Annotated in this window: 14 protein-coding genes and 1 riboswitch; of the genes, 2 read left to right on the top strand and 12 right to left on the bottom strand. The window is 37.6% G+C overall.

The features are described from left to right. The 9 genes from ypfJ to queD all read right to left on the bottom strand — a co-directional run bounded on the left by ypfJ (position 1) and on the right by queD (position 14,486). Positions 1–858: a KPN_02809 family neutral zinc metallopeptidase gene (gene ypfJ, locus J4T76_RS01050; protein WP_267356142.1), complete on the bottom strand. Its 858-nt coding sequence runs from the start codon at positions 856–858 to the stop codon at positions 1–3. A 250-nt stretch (positions 859–1,108) separates the two neighbouring features. Continuing rightward, on the bottom strand, positions 1,109–2,470 hold the full coding sequence (locus tag J4T76_RS01045) for a hypothetical protein (RefSeq protein WP_267356140.1): 1,362 nt from the start codon (positions 2,468–2,470) through the stop codon (positions 1,109–1,111). Between the two features lie 22 nt (positions 2,471–2,492). Further along, positions 2,493–3,854: a hypothetical protein gene (locus J4T76_RS01040; RefSeq protein ID WP_267356138.1), complete on the bottom strand. Its 1,362-nt coding sequence runs from the start codon at positions 3,852–3,854 to the stop codon at positions 2,493–2,495. A gap of 22 nt (positions 3,855–3,876) precedes the next feature. Then, positions 3,877–5,238: a hypothetical protein gene (locus J4T76_RS01035; protein WP_274460496.1), complete on the bottom strand. Its 1,362-nt coding sequence runs from the start codon at positions 5,236–5,238 to the stop codon at positions 3,877–3,879. Between the two features lie 22 nt (positions 5,239–5,260). Continuing rightward, a complete protein-coding gene (locus J4T76_RS01030; RefSeq protein WP_274460495.1) occupies positions 5,261–6,622 on the bottom strand; it encodes a hypothetical protein in 1,362 nt (453 codons plus the stop codon). Between the two features lies 1 nt (position 6,623). Continuing rightward, the gene (locus J4T76_RS01025; RefSeq protein WP_267356275.1) at positions 6,624–9,134 is read right to left on the bottom strand and encodes a YwqJ-related putative deaminase; all 2,511 of its coding nucleotides are present in this window, start codon (positions 9,132–9,134) and stop codon (positions 6,624–6,626) included. Between the two features lie 11 nt (positions 9,135–9,145). Then, the gene (locus J4T76_RS01020; protein WP_274460494.1) at positions 9,146–12,304 is read right to left on the bottom strand and encodes a type VI secretion system Vgr family protein; all 3,159 of its coding nucleotides are present in this window, start codon (positions 12,302–12,304) and stop codon (positions 9,146–9,148) included. Between the two features lie 1,142 nt (positions 12,305–13,446). Beyond that, complete coding sequence (locus J4T76_RS01015; protein ID WP_267341553.1) at positions 13,447–14,061, bottom strand: 7-carboxy-7-deazaguanine synthase QueE; 615 nt, start codon at positions 14,059–14,061, stop codon at positions 13,447–13,449. Beyond that, positions 14,058–14,486, bottom strand: coding sequence for a 6-carboxytetrahydropterin synthase QueD (queD, locus tag J4T76_RS01010; RefSeq protein WP_267341552.1), 429 nt, complete (start codon positions 14,484–14,486; stop codon positions 14,058–14,060). Before queD ends, J4T76_RS01015 begins: the two co-directional genes overlap by 4 nt. Before the next feature lie 3 nt (positions 14,487–14,489). Continuing rightward, positions 14,490–14,535: riboswitch (PreQ1 riboswitch) on the bottom strand. Positions 14,536–14,819: 284 nt separating this feature from the next. On the opposite strand from queD, the gene clpB reads away from it, so the two are divergent. Both clpB and J4T76_RS01000 read left to right on the top strand, forming a co-directional pair. Further along, on the top strand, positions 14,820–17,393 hold the full coding sequence (clpB, locus tag J4T76_RS01005) for an ATP-dependent chaperone ClpB (RefSeq protein WP_267341551.1): 2,574 nt from the start codon (positions 14,820–14,822) through the stop codon (positions 17,391–17,393). A gap of 553 nt (positions 17,394–17,946) precedes the next feature. Next, positions 17,947–18,750: a Cof-type HAD-IIB family hydrolase gene (locus tag J4T76_RS01000; protein ID WP_267356080.1), complete on the top strand. Its 804-nt coding sequence runs from the start codon at positions 17,947–17,949 to the stop codon at positions 18,748–18,750. A 37-nt stretch (positions 18,751–18,787) separates the two neighbouring features. Here the strand turns inward: J4T76_RS01000 and J4T76_RS00995 are convergent, their stop codons facing one another. The 3 genes from J4T76_RS00995 to J4T76_RS00985 all read right to left on the bottom strand — a co-directional run bounded on the left by J4T76_RS00995 (position 18,788) and on the right by J4T76_RS00985 (position 21,505). Then, complete coding sequence (locus J4T76_RS00995) at positions 18,788–19,549, bottom strand: DeoR/GlpR family DNA-binding transcription regulator (protein WP_267341547.1); 762 nt, start codon at positions 19,547–19,549, stop codon at positions 18,788–18,790. Further along, positions 19,542–20,654: a hypothetical protein gene (locus J4T76_RS00990; RefSeq protein ID WP_267356081.1), complete on the bottom strand. Its 1,113-nt coding sequence runs from the start codon at positions 20,652–20,654 to the stop codon at positions 19,542–19,544. Before J4T76_RS00990 ends, J4T76_RS00995 begins: the two co-directional genes overlap by 8 nt. Positions 20,655–20,965: 311 nt before the next feature. Continuing rightward, positions 20,966–21,505: a methylated-DNA--[protein]-cysteine S-methyltransferase gene (locus tag J4T76_RS00985; RefSeq protein WP_267341543.1), complete on the bottom strand. Its 540-nt coding sequence runs from the start codon at positions 21,503–21,505 to the stop codon at positions 20,966–20,968. Positions 21,506–21,662: the final 157 nt, after the last annotated feature.

The following is a 21,662-nucleotide window of genomic DNA, read 5'->3' as shown; positions in this document are numbered from 1 at the left end:
TTATTCGGCAAAAGTATTACATTGATTGATATCATCACTATCGAAACCTCGTTTAAACCAAGTATAACGTTGCTTGGAGCTTCCATGTGTAAAACTGTCTGGTACAACATACCCCTTACTTTGACGTTGTAAGCGATCATCACCAATAGCTTCAGCAGTTTTTAAAGCTTGTTCAATATCACCAACGTCCAAAATATTTTTTTGTTGCATTGCGTGCCCCCACAATCCGGCAAAGCAATCGGCCTGTAGCTCTAATTTAACCGATAAATGATTAACAAAAACTTCAGATTGCCCCTGTTTTAATTGTTCGATTTTATTGAATACGCCGAGCAAATTTTGCACATGATGACCAATTTCATGTGCTATGACATAACCTTGTGCAAAGTCACCACCACCACCAAGTTGCCGTTTCATCTCTTGGTAAAATGAAATATCTAAATACACGGTTTTATCAACACTACAATAAAATGGTCCCATAAACGTTTGACCAACGCCACACGATGTGCTTGTTGAACCTGTATATAAGACTAATTTGGGAGGGGTATATGTTCTACCTAAACGATTAAACGCTTGTTGCCAGTAATCTTCAGTACTTGCTAAAATGACGGATGTAAATTTAGCCGCATCCTCATCATTAATTGAATATTCATTTGAGTTTAGTGAGGAATTATCCGTTTCAATTAGATCTGAATTAAGTAATCCAGTCAAATCAACACCATAATAACCAGCGACTAGTACCAAAATAAATAAAACAACTCGACCTTTGCCACTCATTGGGATCCGAATTCCTGAATTGCTTCCATATTGTGAGCGGCGATCTTCAATATTATCACTCTCTCTTTGATCTCTCCAACGCATAGGAAATACCTCATCAGTTTTCGTAAAATTATTTTAAAGGATAAAAGGAAAGGTTACTAGATTAAGTTAATTGATATTAAATCTGTTAACTTAATAATTAAGGTGGTATGTAACTAATGATAGAGATAATGAACCAATCAAAAGTAAATCTATCTTATTAATTATCTAAAAATCAACTTTTACCAAATAGTGTTGAAGGTGCGAATTAAGTTAAATTCACACTATCATTTTATTCCTTGCATTCGAGGGCTTAACCTTGATAACGCTTTTCAAACTCTTGCAACGTTTCGGATATCAGTTTGATGTCACAATGCAGTTTGGATTGCAGGTGGATCAATAGCGTCCATAAGGCTTGATTGCGGGCTTCACGGCGTTGGTAAGCACCGTTTTGAGTTTGATTATCGGTTGGTTGGGGGTCAGCTCTGAACTCTTTTTTTTCTTTGATCGATAATTTTTTTAAATGACTCAATTGTGCCAGTTTTGCCAGTAACTCAACAGGCAAATTATGTTGCCGTAACTCAAGTTCAGTAATTTGCTCAAGCGGTAACGCATTGAAAAGAAAGTTAAAGTCGTTTTGATTGACATCGGCAATTATTTTGCCATCTTGTTTGAAATAGAAAAACACAATACCTGAATTTGCATAAAATCTAATGTCACAATTTTGTTGAGCTTGTAGTGCAAATAATAATTGTAACAGGGCATGATTACGTTCATCGCACTGTTGTTGTTTGATTGCTCTTTCTTTTTCTGGCAAGTCTGCAAGTTGATAGTCACTTACCCCGCATTCTTTAAAAAAAATAGATTGCAAATTGGGTAGATCCATTAATTTATTCAGTACCGGCAAAGATAAATTTTGAGTGGATAACTCTAATTTTTTAATCGACTGAAAATCAGCATGGTGCATAAAATAATTAAAATCATGATCACTTAAAACGGACAGCGAAATCTCCTTCGCCAAGGGATAATCAGCCAGCAATCCACTTAAACTGTTGGCGGGTAACGGGATATCATCACGCGAAATCAACTTATCTAAGCACGCCATATCGTTAGCACTTAAAAGGCACGACTTAATTTGATTCTGGTCATTGATTTCGAGTGTAAAACGCGTCAGTGAATTCGCATTTTTTTTTCGGCAGTTTATATTCATAAGCTGCTTATAATTCCATTCGAATTTACATTTATCGTTATGATAATTGGTTTCATAAAGATATATTAATCCCGAGCCATCAGGAAACCATCCGATCGTTTCTACCGAATAACCATCATTCCATAATGCCTCGGAAAAAACGAAACCATCTTTATATTCATAAGTAACACCATTAAACAGTTTACCGTGATAGTACAGTGGATCCCCGTTTTCATACTCATCGATAACTACATCATAATCAATTTTTACCGGTTGGGCATGTTTAAAAACCCCAAAATCCTGCTCAGCGGTAATTTTGCCTTCGGTAATTTGATAGACTTTAAACAGTTTTTGTTGCCGGTGGTCATAAGCCAATCCGGTAAATAGGACATCATTTAAAAAATAAACGCCCTGAATGATTTGTAAATGACTTAATTCTACCCGTACAGGTTGGTTAACGACTTTTATCGTGTTTGTTGTGTTCATTTTATTCCTTGCATTCGAGAGCTTAACCTTGATAACGCTTTTCAAACTCTTGCAACGTTTCGGATATCAGTTTGATGTCACAATGCAGTTTGGATTGCAGGTGGATTAATAGCGTCCATAAGGCTTGATTGCGGGCTTCACGGCGTTGGTAAGCACCGTTTTGAGTTTGATTATCGGTTGGTTGGGGGTCAGCTCTGAACTCTTTTTTTTCTTTGATCGATAATTTTTTTAAATGACTCAATTGTGCCAGTTTTGCCAGTAACTCAACAGGCAAATTATGTTGCCGTAACTCAAGTTCAGTAATTTGCTCAAGCGGTAACGCATTGAAAAGAAAGTTAAAGTCGTTTTGATTGACATCGGCAATTATTTCGCTATTCTGTTTGGAATAGAAAAACAGCAGACCTGATCTTGAATTAAGCTGGATATCACAATTTTGTTGAGCTTGTAGTGCAAATAATAATTGTAACAGGGCATGATTACGTTCATCGCACTGTTGTTGTTTGATTGCTCTTTCTTTTTCTGGCAAGTCTGCAAGTTGATAGCGACTTATCCTATCTTCATCCAAAAAAATAGATTGCAAATTGGGTAGATCCATTAATTTATTCAGTACCGGCAAAGATAAATTTTGAGTGGATAATTTTAATTTTTTAATCGACCGAAAATCAGCATGGTGCATAAAATAATTAAAATCATGATCACTAAAAATGTTCAAAAAAATCTCCTCCGCTAAGGGATAATCAGCTAGCAATCCACTTAAACTGTTGGCGGGTAACGGGATATCATCACGCGAAATCAACTTATCTAAGCACGCCATATTGTCAGCACTTAAAACATACGACTTAATTTGATTTTTATCATTGATTTTTATTGTAAAACTTATTTCTTTATTGACATCTCCTTTTCTGCAATCAATGTTAACAAGTTGTTTATAATTCCATTCGAATTTACATTTATCGTTATGATAATTGGTTTCATAAAGATATATTAATCCCGAGCCATCAGGAAACCATCCGATCGTTTCTACCGAATAACCATCATTCCATAATGCCTCGGAAAAAACAAAACCATCTTTATATTCATAAGTAACACCATTAAACAGTTTACCATGATAGTACAGTGGATCCCCGTTTTCATACTCATCGATAACTACATCATAATCAATTTTTACCGGATGGGCATGTTTGAAAAACCCAAAATCCTGCTCAGCGGTAATTTTTCCTTCGGTAATTTGATAGACTTTAAACAGTTTTTGTTGCCGGTGGTCATAAGCCAAGCCGGTAAATAGGACATCATTTAAAAAATAAACGCCCTGAATGATTTGTAAATGACTTAATTCCACCCGTACAGGTTGGTTAACGACTTTTATCGTGTTTGTTGTGTTCATTTTATTCCTTGCATTCGAGGGCTTAACCTTGATAACGCTTTTCAAACTCTTGCAACGTTTCGGATATCAGTTTGATGTCACAATGCAGTTTGGATTGCAGGTGGATTAATAGCGTCCATAAGGCTTGATTGCGGGCTTCACGGCGTTGGTAAGCACCGTTTTGAGTTTGATTATCAGTTGGTTGGGGGTCAGCTCTGAACTCTTTTTTTTCTTTGATCGATAATTTTTTTAAATGACTCAATTGTGCCAGTTTTGCCAGTAACTCAACAGGCAAATTATGTTGCCGTAACTCAAGTTCAGTAATTTGCTCAAGCGGTAACGCATTGAAAAGAAAGTTAAAGTCGTTTTGATTGACATCGGCAATTATTTTGCCATCTTGTTTAAAATAGAAAAACACAATACCTGAATTTGCATAAAATCTAATGTCACAATTTTGTTGAGCTTGTAGTGCAAATAATAATTGTAACAGGGCATAATTACGCTCATCGCACTGTTGTTGTTTGATTGCTCTTTCTTTTTCTGGCAAGTCTGCAAGTTGATAGTCACTTACCCCATTTTCTTTAAAAAAAATAGATTGCAAATTAGGTAGATCCATTAATTTATTCAGTACCGGCAAAGATAAATTTTGAGTGGATAACTCTAATTTTTTAATCGACTGAAAATCAGCATGGTGCATAAAATAAATAAAATCATGATCACTTAAAACGTACAGCGAAATCTCCTCCGCCAAGGGATAATCAGCCAGCAATCCACTTAAACTGTTGGCGGGTAACGGGATATCATCACGCGAAATCAACTTATCTAAGCACGCCATATCGTTAGCACTTAAAAGGCACGACTTAATTTGGTTCTGGTCATTGATTTCGAGCGTAAAACGCGTCAGTGAATTCGCATTTTTTTTTCGGCAGTTTATATTCATAAGCTGCTTATAATTCCATTCGAATTTACATTGATTGTCATCATATATGGTTTCATAACGACGTATTAATCCCGACCCATCGGCATACCAACTCATCATCTCTACAACATAACCATCGTTCCATAATAACTCTGAACTGACAAAACCATTACGATATCCATTGGTGATACCGGTAAAAAGTTTTCCTTGGTAATAGACAGGGTTTTCAAAATCATGCTCATCATCAATCACACTATAATCAATTTTTATTTCATAATGTTGTTTAAAAAAACCAAAATCCTGCTCAGCGGTAATTTTGCCTTCGGTAATTTGATAGACTTTAAACAACTTTTGTTGCCGGTGGTCATAAGCCAAACCGGTAAATAGGACATCATTTAAAAAATAAACACCCTGAATGATTTGTAAATGACTTAATTCCACCCGTACAGGTTGGTTAACGACTTTTATCGTGTTTGTTGTGTTCATTTTATTCCTTGCATTCGAGGGCTTAACCTTGATAACGCTTTTCAAACTCTTGCAACGTTTCGGATATCAGTTTGATGTCACAATGCAGTTTGGATTGCAGGTGGATCAATAGCGTCCATAAGGCTTGATTGCGGGCTTCACGGCGTTGGTAAGCACCGTTTTGAGTTTGATTATCAACGTGATTATCATTAACTTTATTGCTGAGACCTTCCTCAATACACAATCTTTTTAAATTAGTAAACTGAGCAAGATTTTCTAGTAAGGGAATCGGAAATTGACATTGACGTAAAGACAATCCGGTGATCTTATCTCGTGGCAAAATCTTTAAAAGATAATTAAAATCGTTTTGATTAACATCAGCAAATATTTCACCCTCCTTTTTGGAATAGGAAAACAGCAATCCAGATCTTGCATCGAGCCTAATTTCACAATTTTGTTGAGCTTGTAGTGCAAATAATAATTGTAACAGGGCATAATTACGCTCATCGCACTGTTGTTGTTTGATTGCTCTTTCTTTTTCTGGCAAGTCTGCAAGTTGATAGTCACTTACCCCATTTTCTTTAAAAAAAATAGATTGCAAATTAGGTAGATCCATTAATTTATTCAGTACCGGCAAAGATAAATTTTGAGTGGATAACTCTAATTTTTTAATCGACTGAAAATCAGCATGGTGCATAAAATAAATAAAATCATGATCACTTAAAACGTACAGCGAAATCTCCTCCGCCAAGGGATAATCAGCCAGCAATCCACTTAAACTGTTGGCGGGTAACGGGATATCATCACGCGAAATCAACTTATCTAAGCACGCCATATCGTTAGCACTTAAAAGGCACGACTTAATTTGGTTCTGGTCATTGATTTCGAGCGTAAAACGCGTCAGTGAATTCGCATTTTTTTTTCGGCAGTTTATATTCATAAGCTGCTTATAATTCCATTCGAATTTACATTGATTGTCATCATATATGGTTTCATAACGACGTATTAATCCCGACCCATCGGCATACCAACTCATCATCTCTACAACATAACCATCGTTCCATAATAACTCTGAACTGACAAAACCATTACGATATCCATTGGTGATACCGGTAAAAAGTTTTCCTTGGTAATAGACAGGGTTTTCAAAATCATGCTCATCATCAATCACACTATAATCAATTTTTATTTCATAATGTTGTTTAAAAAAACCAAAATCCTGCTCAGCGGTAATTTTGCCTTCGGTAATTTGATAGACTTTAAACAACTTTTGTTGCCGGTGGTCATAAGCCAAACCGGTAAATAGGACATCATTTAAAAAATAAACACCCTGAATGATTTGTAAATGACTTAATTCCACCCGTACAGGTTGGTTAACGACTTTTATCGTGTTTGTTGTGTTCATTTTATTCTCCTTTTCGTCCTGTATGAATGTTAATTCGGGGATCCAATATACCACTACAATTAGCACAGGCTACAAATTCACTTAAAAAATCCTCTTTGCTCGGTCGATTGGTTTTAAGGGTGTAGACATCAATATCGGTTAAATATTTCTCTGGATCTAATTTTTGTGCGCGCAGCTGTTTTAATACATCATCCACCGCTACCACTTCAGCATGGGCGCCGGGCATACCATTAAAGTTTTGTAAACGGTCATTATGTTTAACGATATAGCTTCTTATCCACCCTTCAGTTAATTTATCCATTTCACTAGGGTAATATCCATTTAGTGTTGCGATGTATCTGTCTATATCAGTCACTTTAATTGGTGCTGAGCCGTTTGTAAATTCCCCAGCTTCAACCACCACTCCTATTTTTTTCGCGGCATTTAAATCAAACGGTAAATTACCGAACTCGGTTGTATTATGAAATGTGATTCCCTTAATTTCACACGTTGCTCGCGAAATTGCTTTTAATTTCTTCCAAACATCCTCATCCCAATTCCTTGCCCGAGCCATTGCTTGAAACGCCGCAATATTATTCAGGTATCTTTCTTCTTTGACCATTGTATTAGCGATGGTTTTATGTACTTGCTCATTGCTATTTCTGGCTATAATTTGTGATGAAGAATGGAGAAGTGATTGTTCTGTTGCTTCAAAACCATTGTTGAAGTTAACGTGTAGATTGAGTTCATATTTTAAAAAAATTTCAGGTTGATATTGTTGCGTTAAAAAGCGTAAATAATTTGGATGGGGGAATAAGATATTTTGTGCAATCGTTGTTGATGAATGGGTGTAATCATTTGGCGCCGGTAATAATTTAAACTCTTGCAATTGCTGGACAGCAACACTTGATTTAGGATAGGTGGCTGATTCGTTTTGGGTTCGATGTGTCGTTATTGCAATTGGTTCTTTGGCTATTACGTTGCCATTTTCGATAAGGAAGGTTTTCGGGTCGTTTAAGAAATTATCGATCTCTTCTCTGGTCATTTGTCGAAGTAAAGAAGCGTCTTCCTTTATAAAATGAAAATTGGCTCTGGTCCCTTTGATATTGATGTAAGTTAACGCGCCAGTGGTGACCCCAGCCGCGAATAAACGAAGAACTCGAGACAGTTTTTCATCAGCTGGAAGGGTTTTATCGTCTAATGTAGAATAAATTGCGGAAGCAACATCGGTAGAAACCATGATAGCCTGCGTACTATCAGCTGCAACTTGACCAATTAACATGGCTTTAACGGTATTGGCTTTAGCCACATTCCCAGCTTGCTGAGATAAAAAGGACAAAGGTCCCCATTTTGTAAACGCCGCCGTTGAACCTAATCCCAATAAATTGGCCACAATGCTTAGGGAATCTAAGCCATCTTCTTTCCAGTTATTGAAACCTGTATCATAACGCTGAGCGATATTTATGGTCGAAGCTGTAATGCCTGCTATTGATGAAGCCGCCAGCCCCCATAGTGCCGCTGTGCCTAATTGTCCGCCTGGTACAAACAATAATATTGCCCCTGCAACGATTGCACCACACATTGCCACCCAAGACAGTGCATTGGAAATGCTATCAAGCCAGGTTGCGCCATCGGTAGTGAATTGATATTCTTCAGAGTAATAGTGATCGTATATACTCCATTGGAGTAGTCCTTCAGCATCATATTTAGGGATTTCTAAAGTAGGGTGGTTAGAACGGAGATAACGGCATTTTAAGGTCCCTTCAGGATAGCGGTTATTGCGTTGCCACTGTTTTAAAGCATTAAGCACCGCTGCTTGTTCATTATCGCCTTTACCAATAAATACGCCGCACCATCCTTGTTGGACAGGACTGGTCCAATCTAATAGATAAGCACTGTCATCTTTATAAAAATAACAGACTTGTAACAGGATTGAGTTGCTATCAGGGTATTGATATGAGTAGTGTCTGGCACTAACGATATTGAAATTATCTTTATGACTATCGGGTATTTTTTTTAGCAAATATTCTAATTTGTCACGGTAAGTGTCCATATTGGTCATACGTTCTTGATATTTGCTGTTTTCTTCTTGATTTAGCTGGCTTTTTGATTCAAGGGATCGAATTAATGCAATTTGTTTTTTTAAGTTATGGAACACACTGAATGGATTTTCTGTTTCATCAAATGAACCCGTGTCATAACTTAAGCATTCTTCATGACTTATCACATTTTGTACGTAAAGAAAAGTTTTCGGATTTTTATCACCTAAACTCTTTTTTACCGTACACACTACAGTATGTGTACCTTGATAAATCCATTCAGTCCCCAACCATTCTGAGGTTTTAGGTCCATAAATAATGTGTTGTTTTTCTTTATCTTCATCGCTGTGATTTACACAGTGCCATTGCACAATTAAATGTTCGACCTCTGTCGCTTTCGGATTAAACTTCTTTAAAAAAAAAGATATTTTTCTATTGGGTGTGACAAACCTTAAGGCTGGTTTGGCAACAATAACATAATCTTCAGTATCCATTGTTTTAAATCCTAATATTTTTTATTATTATTTTTTTGATTCGCTTTGCGTATAAGAAAATGAATTAAATCTTTCTGTTGGTTATAAGGTCCAATTGATTTTTTAATATTTTCTACTGGATCGTTGTGATAGATCTGTTTATAGACTTTAATCGTTTTTGCGACGATTTCTTCGGCATAGCTTAAGTAGTTAATGATTTTCCCCGCATTGCCAATTTCGATTGCTTTATGTAACCGCTGGGCATTGGCTTTGGCTAATATATCGTCTACATCCGGATACGAACAGGCATATTCCATGCCTATAGGGACGTTTTTTAAAACGGCTTTTCCTTCGCGATCCAATTTTCCTTGTCGTAATTCGCCATTTTTAAAGCGTACCACATATTTGGTCATTGGGATTGGGTAACCATCTTCAGTTTCAAGCATCAGTGTGATGCCTTCTTGCCTATCTTGTGCAGTATATAAAGCAGGAACATCGATTGGATCATAATTTAACGTCGCCGGTCCCATTTTTTGCAGAGCATTGCTTTTTATATACACATTATCCGCTGTGCCCAGCTCAATGCCCTCACGGCTGATTTTGATATACGAACCACCACACATTAAGGTGATTTTTTTACTGGCGGTTAACGTCATTTTGCTGTCCACACTGTCGATGTGGATATCTTGTTGAGCCGCCATATTCAGGTTGGCATTTTGCGCTTGCAGGTTGATTTCCCCCTGATTGGCCAACAGTTTCATGCCCGATTTATGGGCAAATAAGCCTATGGCTTCATCGGATGTGACTGTGATGTTTTTCAGGGCATGGATGTCGGTTTGGTGTTCACTGGTTAAGGAAATACTGTTACTCGAGGACAGTTGGATATTTTCCGGACTGGTTAACGCAATGCCTGCCTGTGCATAAGCTAAGATGCCACTTTCAGTGAGCGTCGTTAACGCTGCTTTAAGCTGGTCCTGACTGGCGGTGTCAGCACCGTGTGCGTCACATTGATTGGCAGCCTGTTGCAGCGCTTTGGCTATCGATAAGGCATTTTCCAGCTGGGTAATGGCGCCTTGCATATCCAGTTGCTGACCTTGCGCTTTGGGCTCGGTTTGTGTCGTCAGGTATAAACCTTTTTCAGCCGCTATCGCCCCCCATTCATCGGTGCGCAGTTCAAACCCTTCGCCCCGTAACGCTTTTTTTTGGTTGACTAAGTGTCCCAGATTGAGTTGCGTTTTGCCGTATTCGGTCGCCAGCTTGATGTGCTCCTGCCCCCGTTTGTCTTCCATGCGCAGTTTGTTATTGGTGGGGGTGCGAATCACATTGCGGTGTTTGTTTATCGTGGTCACCAGGTCAGGGTGCGCACTGTCGTGCAGGGCATGGGCGATATACGGTCGGTCCGGATTGCCGTTGGTGAAGGCGACCGCCACTTGCGTGCCGTCAATGAGCGGAAAGTGAATGCCATAGGTGCTGCCGGCATACGGTCTGGCCAGTCTTAACCATAGGCTCTCTTCCCCGTTTTTCCACGCTTTTAAGTCAAAGTTAAATTTAACCCGATAACGACCCTGTGTATCAATGTAACCGTAAGTGTCATTATCCGGACTGCTTACCCGTGCCGGCAGGGTGCCGTGCACCGTCGGCGCCGGCAGCGGTGCCGGTCGGTAAGGTTTTAAGGCGTGATACGGTATGGCGGTAAAACGCAGTTCGTAAGCTTCGGTGCGGTTGCCTTGCCCTTCCACACTTAATATTATGACGCCCTCATCAATGTCCATCCATGGACTACCGTTAATCTGTATGCGTTGACCCGGTGTCAGATTGGCATGATTGCTTTTCCCGTGGATGATAGTTTGTTGACTGATGGCGTGTTCATGACGTATTCGCGCATACCAGTTACCACTTTCCACCGCATTGTCGTAAGGATTGTTGCTGTTATGATGGCTCTTGTCATTGTCATTGTCATTGTCATTGTCATTGTCATTGTCATTGTCATTGTCATTGTCATTGTCATTGCTATTGCTATTGCTATTGCTATTGTGATAATTGTCGTTATTGTTGTTATTGTTGTTATTGTTGTTGTTATCTTCCTCTTCCCCGTCTTTCTCTGCCTGACCGTGTGTGGTCAGACCTTTGTAATGCTCATCATAACGGTAATCGGTGCCATAAGTGGTGGTGTCTTTCGGCTGGCTGTTGATTTCACCAACGAAACTGGCGTTGGCATCGCGGTAGTTATAATCCTGCACCTTAACCGAGGATTCGACGACCTGACTGCGCAAGGTGATGTCCCAGACACTTTCCCGTCCACCATCCAGGGTGCCACTGGGCGGTTGGTAACGGATATCCGACGCCTGCCCATACCCCTGCTCGTTATCACTGATGACCATCACATCACAATGATGCTCGCCATGCGTTTCAAACCGGAAATACACCCCCACATCCGCCAGCAGTCGTTGAATGAATGCCAGGTCACTTTCCTGCCATTGCGTGATGAATTCTCGCTCAGGATAGTGATGGTTTAATTCCAGACGATAATCCACCCCCGTATAGCCATGACTGCGCAGCACTTCTTCAACCACACTTATCACGCTTTGTTTCTGAAAAATGGCATAATTGTGACTTAACCCCAGTCTTGCCAATGGTGAGGATAAGACCACCTGATAGCGGACCTCGTCGTGACTGACCGATAACTGTCCAAATGTGGTTATCACGCCATAGAGCGTACGTGATGCACCTTGTGAGAATAAGGCGTTCAATGAATTGAGTGGCGTGTTTTGCTTTAACCCGTTTAAGGGCGCTGTCGCGCTTTGAGGATTGACCGACGACTCGGAGGGTTTTAATTCGTGCAATGCATCAAATGGGGTGCTGGCGTTCAGTAAGTCTGAGGCACCCAATGCCAAAGAGGTCAAATCGGCATGAACAGGATTGAAACGAAACCAGGCTTTTTGATTGAGAAACGATTCCGCATCCAGATGTGGATGTGGGCTGGTAAAGGTGATGGTGTAATGCCAGGGCTGGTTGAGTTGTTCATTGCCGGCAACCTGTAAAACCGAAATCGGCGCGCTTTGACCATCGACAGTTAAGGTATAGCGATTATGGGCGGTGCCTTTCTTCAGACTGCGCTTTAATCCATGTTTTAAACCATGACTTAAACCATTTTCCAATGGATTGATCAGATGGGTTAATCCTTTATCCATGTTATCCTCTTTTAGTATTTCATGCTTACGAAATATAGATTATTGTTGTTATTGTTGTTGCTATTGTTATGAGTAATGATTTAGCTTTGCTGCAATTTGATTATTTTTTAGATATCAACATCATTGAACATCCGGAATTGATTAACGTCAAAAAATCATTGAAGAGTGAATATAAAATACACGGTTTCGTGTATTTTGCAACTTTTTTTTGAAAAATACTTTAATTTTAAACTAGCTGGATAACTTAATGATATTATTCATAAATAACTGAAACTCTTGTAACAATCTGTCGTCTAAACCTGATCAAAAAAGGATTAACAGATTTGGCTTTGGCTGATTGTTTTATTAGTCTTTTGCACAGAATGTTGATAAGTTTTATCGTGGAGTTAACATTTATACTGAAACATCGCTCTTTCCTCAAACCGTTTGGCAAAATAACGGACGCAAAGTGATAAAAAATGGGTTTTACCGACCATTAAGATAAGCCAATCAATGAAATTTTCGTGTGGTTTAAAGGTAAGGGTAATGATTCTTTGAAAGTCGAGTTTTATGAATAAGTGATAATGTGCTTTGTAAAAAATATTTAGGAGTGTATGCCGTTTCGTTGTTTTTTTGTCTTACATTGAACGATTAAGTACGAATTGAGAGGGAGGGGGGGAAGCTCTGGTAACGTGGGGATGTGTCATGATGTTATCTCAATGGGGATTGGTGATGGATAAATCATGATAAAAAAATGACTTTTTATTGTCACCTTCCTTTTGGGTTAAGAGGGGTACTTTGTTGTTCAACGTAAATAAGCGAAAAATTGTAATGGTATACACTCCTAAATCTTTTTTACAAGATAAACATAAAATTAGTCGATTCAAATTCAATTTATGTTTAAGTAGTATTGAGAGCGGACTATCTAATCAAGAATTTTTTCATCAGCATTATTACCTTACCAACACTCATCATTTGGCAAGTCAAACGCCTTATTGACATTAGCGGAATGAATAAGGTGAATGACAAAACAAACTTACTAAAATTTGATAAAACATCATCATTACCAAATTAAATAGCGCTGAACAGTAGAGCTGACTGATTAAATTTTAGTGCCTAAATCTGTTTTTTATTCAGTTAACTAATAGCAAAGAATTAAACGATTACTCAATATGAGCAAACTTATGCGTTTGAATGCTTAGTAACCATTTGTTGTCGATGCGGTTTTGGTTGATTTTGCCAAGTAATTCAATTGTTTCAAGCATATTAAATTCACCCTTTTTTTCGCAAGGAGATAGATAATATCGTTTGGCTTGAATCTGGTGTTCGATATATTGGCAAAAAGGGAGAAAGTCTGCATGATTTTCAGCAACAATTCGCACTTCGTTTGCAGTCGGTTGAGCGATTTTTTGGTATCGTGCTTGATAACAAAATTTAGGGCTAAGGGCGATATAGTCAATTAAAGGATCGACTTTACCTAACCCATTACTTTCAATAGCAACAAAGTAGCCGGCTTGTTTTAGGGGGAAAAGTAATTCTGGTAGGGCGGTAACCATCGTTGGTTCACCCCCAGTAATAATGATGTTTTTGCTGGTATATTGTTTCACTTTAGTCAATAACTGATCTCGTGTAAAACGGGTAAATCGGCGAAAATTAGTATCACACCAAACGCAATTTAAATTACACCCAGCAAAACGAATAAAAATGGCAGGCATGCCTGTATTATAACCTTCGCCTTGTAATGATTCGAAGATTTCAACAATACGAAATTCCGTCATTTTTCGCTCCGATGGTACTCACAGTAAGATGTGGGGGTTTCCCAAAGTTTGATCATCGAGATAGGTAAGTATTGTGACAGGCAATCAAAAATAAATTTACTCATCCCTTCGGCAGTGGTGCGACAAGGAAAGGCAAAAATTTTTCGATCCATCTCTTGCAATAGTGAAGCGATACGGCATTCATTAGCATTATTTTGATTATAAAGGTAAGCATGATCAAGCGGATCCACAATGTGCTGTTTAACAATCGCTTTTAAATCAGCGTAATCCATGACCATATCTGCACTGGAACCCGTAGCTATCAGATCACCTTTAATTTCGACCAATAAGCGATAAGTATGTCCGTGAAGGTTATGACATTTTTTGTTGTGCCCGTCTAACATATGACAAGCATCGAATTGAAATTCTTTAGCAATTTTGAACATGTATTATTCCTAGTTTTTTTTCGTGGGATGGATCACGAACCACGGTTAGACCATCTAACAAAATAGAGCGGCTAATATAATCGATTAGCGGCTAAATGTCATCTTACAATTGTTATTACGAGCAATATTCATTACACTAATGTTGTAAAATTGAACATTTATATTTTGCTTATTTCAGTAACTGAATATAAATTCATTTTATTGTCGATTTTTTGTAAAAAATTTCATAAAAAACTCTTGAAATTTATCTTTCCACACTCATTTAGTAACCATGCAAATGGTTTATCTGCTTAAAGCATTTAAGCCAAATCTATTGCTCAGGAGATAATTAATATGAGGTTAGATAAACTCACTAATAAGTTTCAACAAGCTTTAGCTGATGCACAATCATTAGCATTAGGTAAAGATAATCAGTATATTGAGCCTGTTCATGTTTTAACCGCCATGCTGAATCAAGAAGGCAGCAGTATCAAGCCGTTACTGGCAGCAGCGGGGGCAAATGTGACAATGTTACAACAAGAACTCAATCAAGCAATTGATCGATTGCCACAAGTACAAGGTGTGGGAGGAGAAGTCATTCCATCTCAAGATTTTGTACGTGTATTCAATCTTTGTGACAAGTTAGCGCAAAAAAATGGCGACAGTTATATCTCATCCGAACTCTTTATATTAGCAGCGTTAGAAGAAAAAGGCAGTTTAGGTGATATTCTTAAAAAAGCCGGTGTGACCAAAGAAAGATTGAATCAGGCAGTAAGTCAAATAAGAGGAAGTGATAACGTGAACGATGCTAATGCCGAAGATCAACGTGGTGCGTTGAAAAAATATACCATTGATTTAACCGAGCGTGCTGAACAAGGTAAGCTTGATCCAGTCATTGGGCGTGATGAAGAAATTCGCCGTACAATCCAAGTATTACAACGTCGTACTAAAAACAATCCAGTGTTAATTGGTGAACCAGGTGTGGGTAAAACAGCCATTGTTGAAGGACTTGCGCAACGCATTGTTAATCGTGAAGTGCCTGAGGGATTACGGAATAAACGAGTACTGTCTTTAGATATGGGGGCGTTAATTGCTGGCGCAAAATATCGCGGTGAATTTGAAGAACGTTTAAAAGCCGTTTTAAAAGATTTAGCCAAAGAAGAAGGGCGCATTATTTTATTCATTGATGAAATCCATACCATGGTTGGTGCAGGTAAAAGCGATGGGGCAATGGATGCAGGTAATATGTTAAAACCCGCATTAGCCCGCGGTGAATTACATTGTGTTGGTGCTACAACGTTAGATGAGTATCGTCAATATATTGAAAAAGATCCCGCTTTAGAACGTCGATTCCAAAAAGTGTATGTGGCTGAACCTACTGTTGAAGATACGATTGCTATATTGCGTGGTTTGAAAGAGCGTTATGAATTGCATCACCATGTCCAAATCACGGATCCCGCAATTGTGGCTGCTGCTACGTTATCGCATCGTTATATTTCCGATCGTATGCTTCCAGATAAGGCCATAGATTTAATTGATGAAGCTGCGTCAAGTATACGTATGCAAATGGATTCAAAACCGGAATCATTAGATAGACTTGAACGCCGTATTATTCAGTTGAAACTTGAGCAACAAGCGCTTAAGAAAGAGTCTGATGATGCGAGTAAGAAACGACTTGAGATGCTAAATGATGAACTTTCTGAGAAAGAAAAAGAGTATGCGTCACTTGAAGAAGAGTGGAAGTCAGAGAAGGCTGCTGTTTCGGGTACTCAGACAATCAAAGCAGAGTTGGAAAAAGCACGCACTGAAATAGAACAAGCTCGACGTGCTGGTGATCTCAATAAAATGTCGGAGCTTCAATATGGCAAAATCCCCGAACTTGAGAAAAAACTGGCATCGGCAACACAGCTAGAAGGCAAAACCATGAGGTTATTGCGTAATAAAGTTACCGATAACGAAATTGCCGAAGTTTTATCTAAAGCTACGGGTATTCCTGTTTCAAGAATGCTGGAAAGTGAAAAAGATAAATTATTGCATATGGAAGATGCGTTACATAAACGTGTGATAGGTCAAGAAGAAGCCGTAGTTGCGGTAGCTAATGCGATTCGTCGTAGTCGAGCAGGACTTTCTGATCCAAACAAACCAATTGGTTCTTTCTTATTTTTGGGACCAACGGGTGTAGGTAAAACCGAACTTTGTAAAGCTTTGGCTAACTTTATGTTTGATAGCGAAGATGCCATGGTCAGAATCGATATGTCTGAATTTATGGAAAAACACTCAGTGGCACGTTTAATTGGTGCACCTCCGGGTTATGTAGGGTATGAAGAAGGCGGTTATTTGACTGAAGCAGTGCGACGTCGTCCTTATTCCGTCATTTTATTGGATGAAGTGGAAAAAGCACATCCGGATGTCTTTAATATTTTATTACAAGTATTGGATGATGGACGCTTAACCGATGGACAAGGGCGTACCGTTGATTTCCGAAACACAGTGATTATTATGACATCTAATTTAGGTTCAGACTTGATACAAGGTCATGTTGAATTAAGTTATGATGAGATGAAAGCGTTAGTAATGACTGTGGTAACGAAACACTTTAGACCAGAATTTATCAATCGTATTGATGAAACTGTGGTATTCCATCCACTTGGTCAAGAAAATATCAAAGCAATAGCCAGAATTCAATTGGCTCATGTGGAAAAACGTTTGGATGAACGCGGTTATCAATTGGACATCTCTGATGCAGCGTTGGAGCAACTTGCCAAAGTTGGTTTTGACCCAATTTATGGAGCAAGACCATTAAAACGTGCAATTCAACAAGAGATTGAAAACCCATTAGCACAACAAATCTTATCAGGTAAACTTGTGCCAGGTAAAACCATTCATTTGGAATTAGTGGGTGATAACATTGAAGCCAAACAATCGTAATATCCTAATTTTTTAAATTAAAAGCCTGAAAACAATATGTTTTCAGGCTTTTTTATTACTTATCTTCATCGATTAAATGATACAAAACAATATGTTTTTAATCGGTTATTTTCAGAGAGTGCAAACTGATGTCCCATCTATTTTAAATTACTGTCTAATGTCAGAATTCAATCATCAATCTTTCTACTTAATTCCATTAATGGGTCATAAAAGCAATTACAGTTAAGAAGAATAGGATCTTTTCTGTAATACCGTTCATTCATTATTGATAGGGATTTCACCTAATTAACATGCTCGATGTTGATGCATTTTCTTTATTTATGACTAAAATTAAATCTTTAATCTTCTTTTAATGAACTAGGTAAAATTTATTAATGTTGATATTATCCATTAACTTATAATGTAACATTATATTCAACACTTGGCTTTAAATTACGTTAAGATAAAATAAAAATCAACAACAGAAAGTAATAAAATATTGCTAAATCAATCATAAAGCATCATACTAAATCATATTAATAAAATATCCATTAGTGAGTGAGAGGAAAAATAAATGATTAAATTAATTATCAGTGATTTAGACGGAACTTTTTTAAACGAACAAGGCGATTATGATCGTGAACTGTTTGCAAAAGTTTATGCACAAATGACAAATGAGAATGTCCATTTTGTTGCTTGTACAGGCAAACAGTGTGAGCGGGTAGAAGAGTTGTTTGGTGATGAGAGTAAACGGATTTGGATCGTTGGTGACAGTGCTACAGCAATTAAATTTAATGGAGAATTTATCTATCGTTCTTTTTTACCCAATGAGGTAGGACAACGTATTATCAAAACATTGGAACAAGTCAGTACCGATCATGTCATCATTGCCTGTACAGCAAAAGGGGCAGTGATTCGTTCCGATTTACCAGTAAGATTGAAACAAAAAGTTCGTGGATCTTATGCTGCTATTATTGAAGTTGATGAACTCAGTTCAATTTCCGATGATTTTATTAAAATCACGGTCTATGATGAAACGGGGCAATGCCCACAAACGCGTTTGCATTTAACCCCTTATGAGGATAAGGTGTATATTGTTGTATCAGAGGCAACTTGGATTGATATCACTGATTATGATGTGCATAAAGGTACTACTATCAAGAAATTACAAGAAATGCTTAAAGTAACGGCTCAGGAAACTATGGCATTTGGCGATGGTTATAATGATATTGAACTATTAGAACAAGCCCAATACAGTTTTGCCATGCGTAATGCTTTTGAAGAAACGAAAGCGAAAGCTAAGTTTATTACTGGCTATAACCGTGATAGTGCCGTTCTAAAAACCATTCAATTGATATTAACTTTACAAGCAACGTAGCTAAAAAATAGATTCGCTCGACCTTGATGCGAATCCATTAGGCGACTTCTATTGTTAGATCAAAATTCTCAAAACCTTCAATTTTCGTTTCTTGACTGACTACAACAATATCGATATCTTCACACGTTGCTACTTTATAACGGGCTATCTGTAACATTTTATCGGCAATTACAGCGGCGACAACTTCATTACTTTGGGCAATCACTTCCTTTTTAAAACAAGCGTCTTCATAATAAACGGCACTTAATCCGGCTTGTGGATCGAGTCCACAGACACCAATAAATGTTTGATCAAAGACCATGTTACGAATTTGATTTACCGTATCTGAACCCATGGTACTGCCTGTTTGAGGGTTAACTCTTCCGCCAAGTAAAATAAGCTCCCCCTGAGTTCGACTACTGAGAAGTGAAGCAATTTGAGGAGAATTTGTCACAATGGTTAAATTCATATCGGTGGGGATATAGCTTGCCATGGTCAAATAGGTTGAGCCTGCGTCAATAAATATACAAGAATTGTCTTTGATCAGTTCAGCGCATCGTTTGGCAACCGATGATTTTTCACTAACGCTTTGCGTCATTCTTGTTTCGAAGCTGGCTGATTGTTTTAATTGACTGACCGCGCCTCCATAAACACGTTTGCAAATTCCATCGCGCGTAAGTTTTTGTAAATCGCGGCGAATCGTGTGTTCTGAAACACCGAGTAATTTAATTAAGTCAGCATTAACGACTCGACCTTTGTCTTTCAATAACTGTTGAATGTAAGATTGTCGTTGTTCAGGAAAAGCATCATAATCAATCATCTATAACTCCATCAATTAATTTACCTTTATCCCACACCATGTTTTTGTGCAAAATATTATCTTCACCTAAATAGTGTGGATTTTCAGTATTGATATTATTTCGTTTTAATAAACAAGCATTGTATTCCATTTCGGTACATTGACGGCTTATTTGAGCATTAAAAAAATGTATCTGGCAATGATTTGATTTATGAATATAGTGTTTATTTTTGTAGTGATAAACGCTATCGATTTGAATCAGGATTTTTTGCTCTTTTTCGTCATAATCATAACATGTTTTTGTGCCAGTTGCTGATTTGTCTTTTTTGTTAAAGTTGATGTTACTTCCCCATAAGTTTGTTGCGATAAATTTACCGTTGTCATTGAGATAATAGTCGTAGTTATCGCCTAATCTGGCATTTGAGCGATACTTTTTAATGGCTAAATCCGCTTTACCATCAAAGTTGATATCTTCAAGACTAATACTGTTAAAACCGTTGTAACTGTAATCTAAATTTTGGATTTGTTGCAGCAAGTTATGATGTTTTTTATCGTAAACATTAATACCCACTAATTTGATGTGATTGTTTTTCTGTTTTGATAAAACGGCCGTAAAATAGACTTTGCTCAAGGAAGTGGATTGTAATAATTCAATGCGATTTAATTCGGCAGTGGACTGGTCATTTATGACAAACTGTTTTTGTAATACTACAGAGTATTGTTGATGTACTTTTCCATCGAACCAATAACCCTTTAATGTTTCAGGTAAAAACTTTTGAGTGTCAGCGTGTTCAAAGTGCAGGTTGATAAATTTAAAATAATGACTTGAATCCTTCACTTTTATTTTTTTAGAGATTTCATCAATATAGATATCTTGCTCATCGTACAGAACTAAAAGGGTTCTATTTTCAGGGCATGAACGGATGAATTCACATTCATTAGATAGTGTATTCAGGTGTTGTTGAAAGTCATTTTGATAAACCCAAAAACCTTTATTAATGTGATTTAAATAGGTTTCTATATACAACATAATTGGGTTGTCGGCAATATAACCTTTATAAGCATAAATGGAACTGAATGCGGGGAAAGATATGATTAACAATAAGCTGAGCAGTACATTTCTCATTTTATTTGTTTATTGATTGATTATTCTATTTTTTAATGATTGCACAGTATAATGCCTTAAAGGATTTTGTACAGATAAATTCGAACATATAAATTATAATGGGATCACCCCAGTGGGGTGCCTCTTTTTTAGCATAATGATGATTATTGCGTTATCTATCTTATGATACATTTGCATGGTTGATAACAGCAACTTAACACGACGCCTAAAAATTTCTCATATTCATAAGATTAATGATATAATTCATTGTTTAATCAGCAATGATACCTGTTTTCCTCACATACAGCTAGGCATATTGATGTTTCAATTCGTTAAAGTGCGGTCCCTTTGGTTGGAATAACAAATTGAGACGTATCTACATTTTCCAGTTTGAGTAAGGCAATTTTTTTATCAATTCCACCTGCATAACCGGTTAAATTACCTTTAGCGCCAATGACGCGATGACATGGAATGATAATGGATATTGGGTTATGACCAACAGCCCCACCCACTGCTTGGCTTGACATGCTTGCTGTATTGGTTTTTTTCTTGATTTGTTTGGCGATGTCGCCATAAGTAATGACTTGACCATAAGGAATTTGGCATAAAATATCCCAGACCAAATGTCGAAAAGGTGTTCCTTGTGGCGCTAAGGGTAATGTTTCAATTGTTGGTTTTTTACCGTTAAAGTAGTCGTCAAGCCATTTCTTGGTCGTATTGAAGATGGGTAAATTAGGCTGATGGTGTTTTTGAGCATGTTCTATCTGTCCGAAATATTTTTGCCCTTCGATCCAGACACCAACCAATTTATTTTGCTCACTAGCAAGCGTGATTAAACCCATTGGCGAGCAATAGGTGCAGAGATAAAACATAAATATCCTTATTGAGTAAAGATGCACGCGATCTATTATATCGACTTCTTATATTATGGATATGGTTATAATTTTTTTTATTTTACATGGTAAAAGCATTAACTCTGATTATAATGTCTTTATTTATCTTAAAATTACAACTATATTGAAGGGAATA

This window comes from Gilliamella sp. B3022, assembly GCF_028751545.1.
Lineage (GTDB): Bacteria > Pseudomonadota > Gammaproteobacteria > Enterobacterales > Orbaceae > Gilliamella.
The sequence above is the reverse complement of the archived record's forward strand: the minus strand, read 5'-3'. Positions and strand labels throughout refer to the sequence as shown.

What these genes read in the sequence shown, in the direction of transcription:
- J4T76_RS01025 (WP_267356275.1), bottom strand. Translation starts at nt 9,134, where the DNA reads ATGGATACTGAAGATTATGTTATTGTTGCCAAACCAGCCTTAAGGTTT.
- J4T76_RS01020 (WP_274460494.1), bottom strand. Translation starts at nt 12,304, where the DNA reads ATGGATAAAGGATTAACCCATCTGATCAATCCATTGGAAAATGGTTTA.
- J4T76_RS00995 (WP_267341547.1), bottom strand. Translation starts at nt 19,549, where the DNA reads ATGATTGATTATGATGCTTTTCCTGAACAACGACAATCTTACATTCAA.
- J4T76_RS01040 (WP_267356138.1), bottom strand. Translation starts at nt 3,854, where the DNA reads ATGAACACAACAAACACGATAAAAGTCGTTAACCAACCTGTACGGGTG.
- J4T76_RS01035 (WP_274460496.1), bottom strand. Translation starts at nt 5,238, where the DNA reads ATGAACACAACAAACACGATAAAAGTCGTTAACCAACCTGTACGGGTG.
- J4T76_RS01030 (WP_274460495.1), bottom strand. Translation starts at nt 6,622, where the DNA reads ATGAACACAACAAACACGATAAAAGTCGTTAACCAACCTGTACGGGTG.
- J4T76_RS00990 (WP_267356081.1), bottom strand. Translation starts at nt 20,654, where the DNA reads ATGAGAAATGTACTGCTCAGCTTATTGTTAATCATATCTTTCCCCGCA.
- J4T76_RS01000 (WP_267356080.1), top strand. Translation starts at nt 17,947, where the DNA reads ATGATTAAATTAATTATCAGTGATTTAGACGGAACTTTTTTAAACGAA.
- clpB (WP_267341551.1), top strand. Translation starts at nt 14,820, where the DNA reads ATGAGGTTAGATAAACTCACTAATAAGTTTCAACAAGCTTTAGCTGAT.
- J4T76_RS01015 (WP_267341553.1), bottom strand. Translation starts at nt 14,061, where the DNA reads ATGACGGAATTTCGTATTGTTGAAATCTTCGAATCATTACAAGGCGAA.
- J4T76_RS00985 (WP_267341543.1), bottom strand. Translation starts at nt 21,505, where the DNA reads ATGTTTTATCTCTGCACCTATTGCTCGCCAATGGGTTTAATCACGCTT.
- queD (WP_267341552.1), bottom strand. Translation starts at nt 14,486, where the DNA reads ATGTTCAAAATTGCTAAAGAATTTCAATTCGATGCTTGTCATATGTTA.
- J4T76_RS01045 (WP_267356140.1), bottom strand. Translation starts at nt 2,470, where the DNA reads ATGAACACAACAAACACGATAAAAGTCGTTAACCAACCTGTACGGGTA.
- ypfJ (WP_267356142.1), bottom strand. Translation starts at nt 858, where the DNA reads ATGCGTTGGAGAGATCAAAGAGAGAGTGATAATATTGAAGATCGCCGC.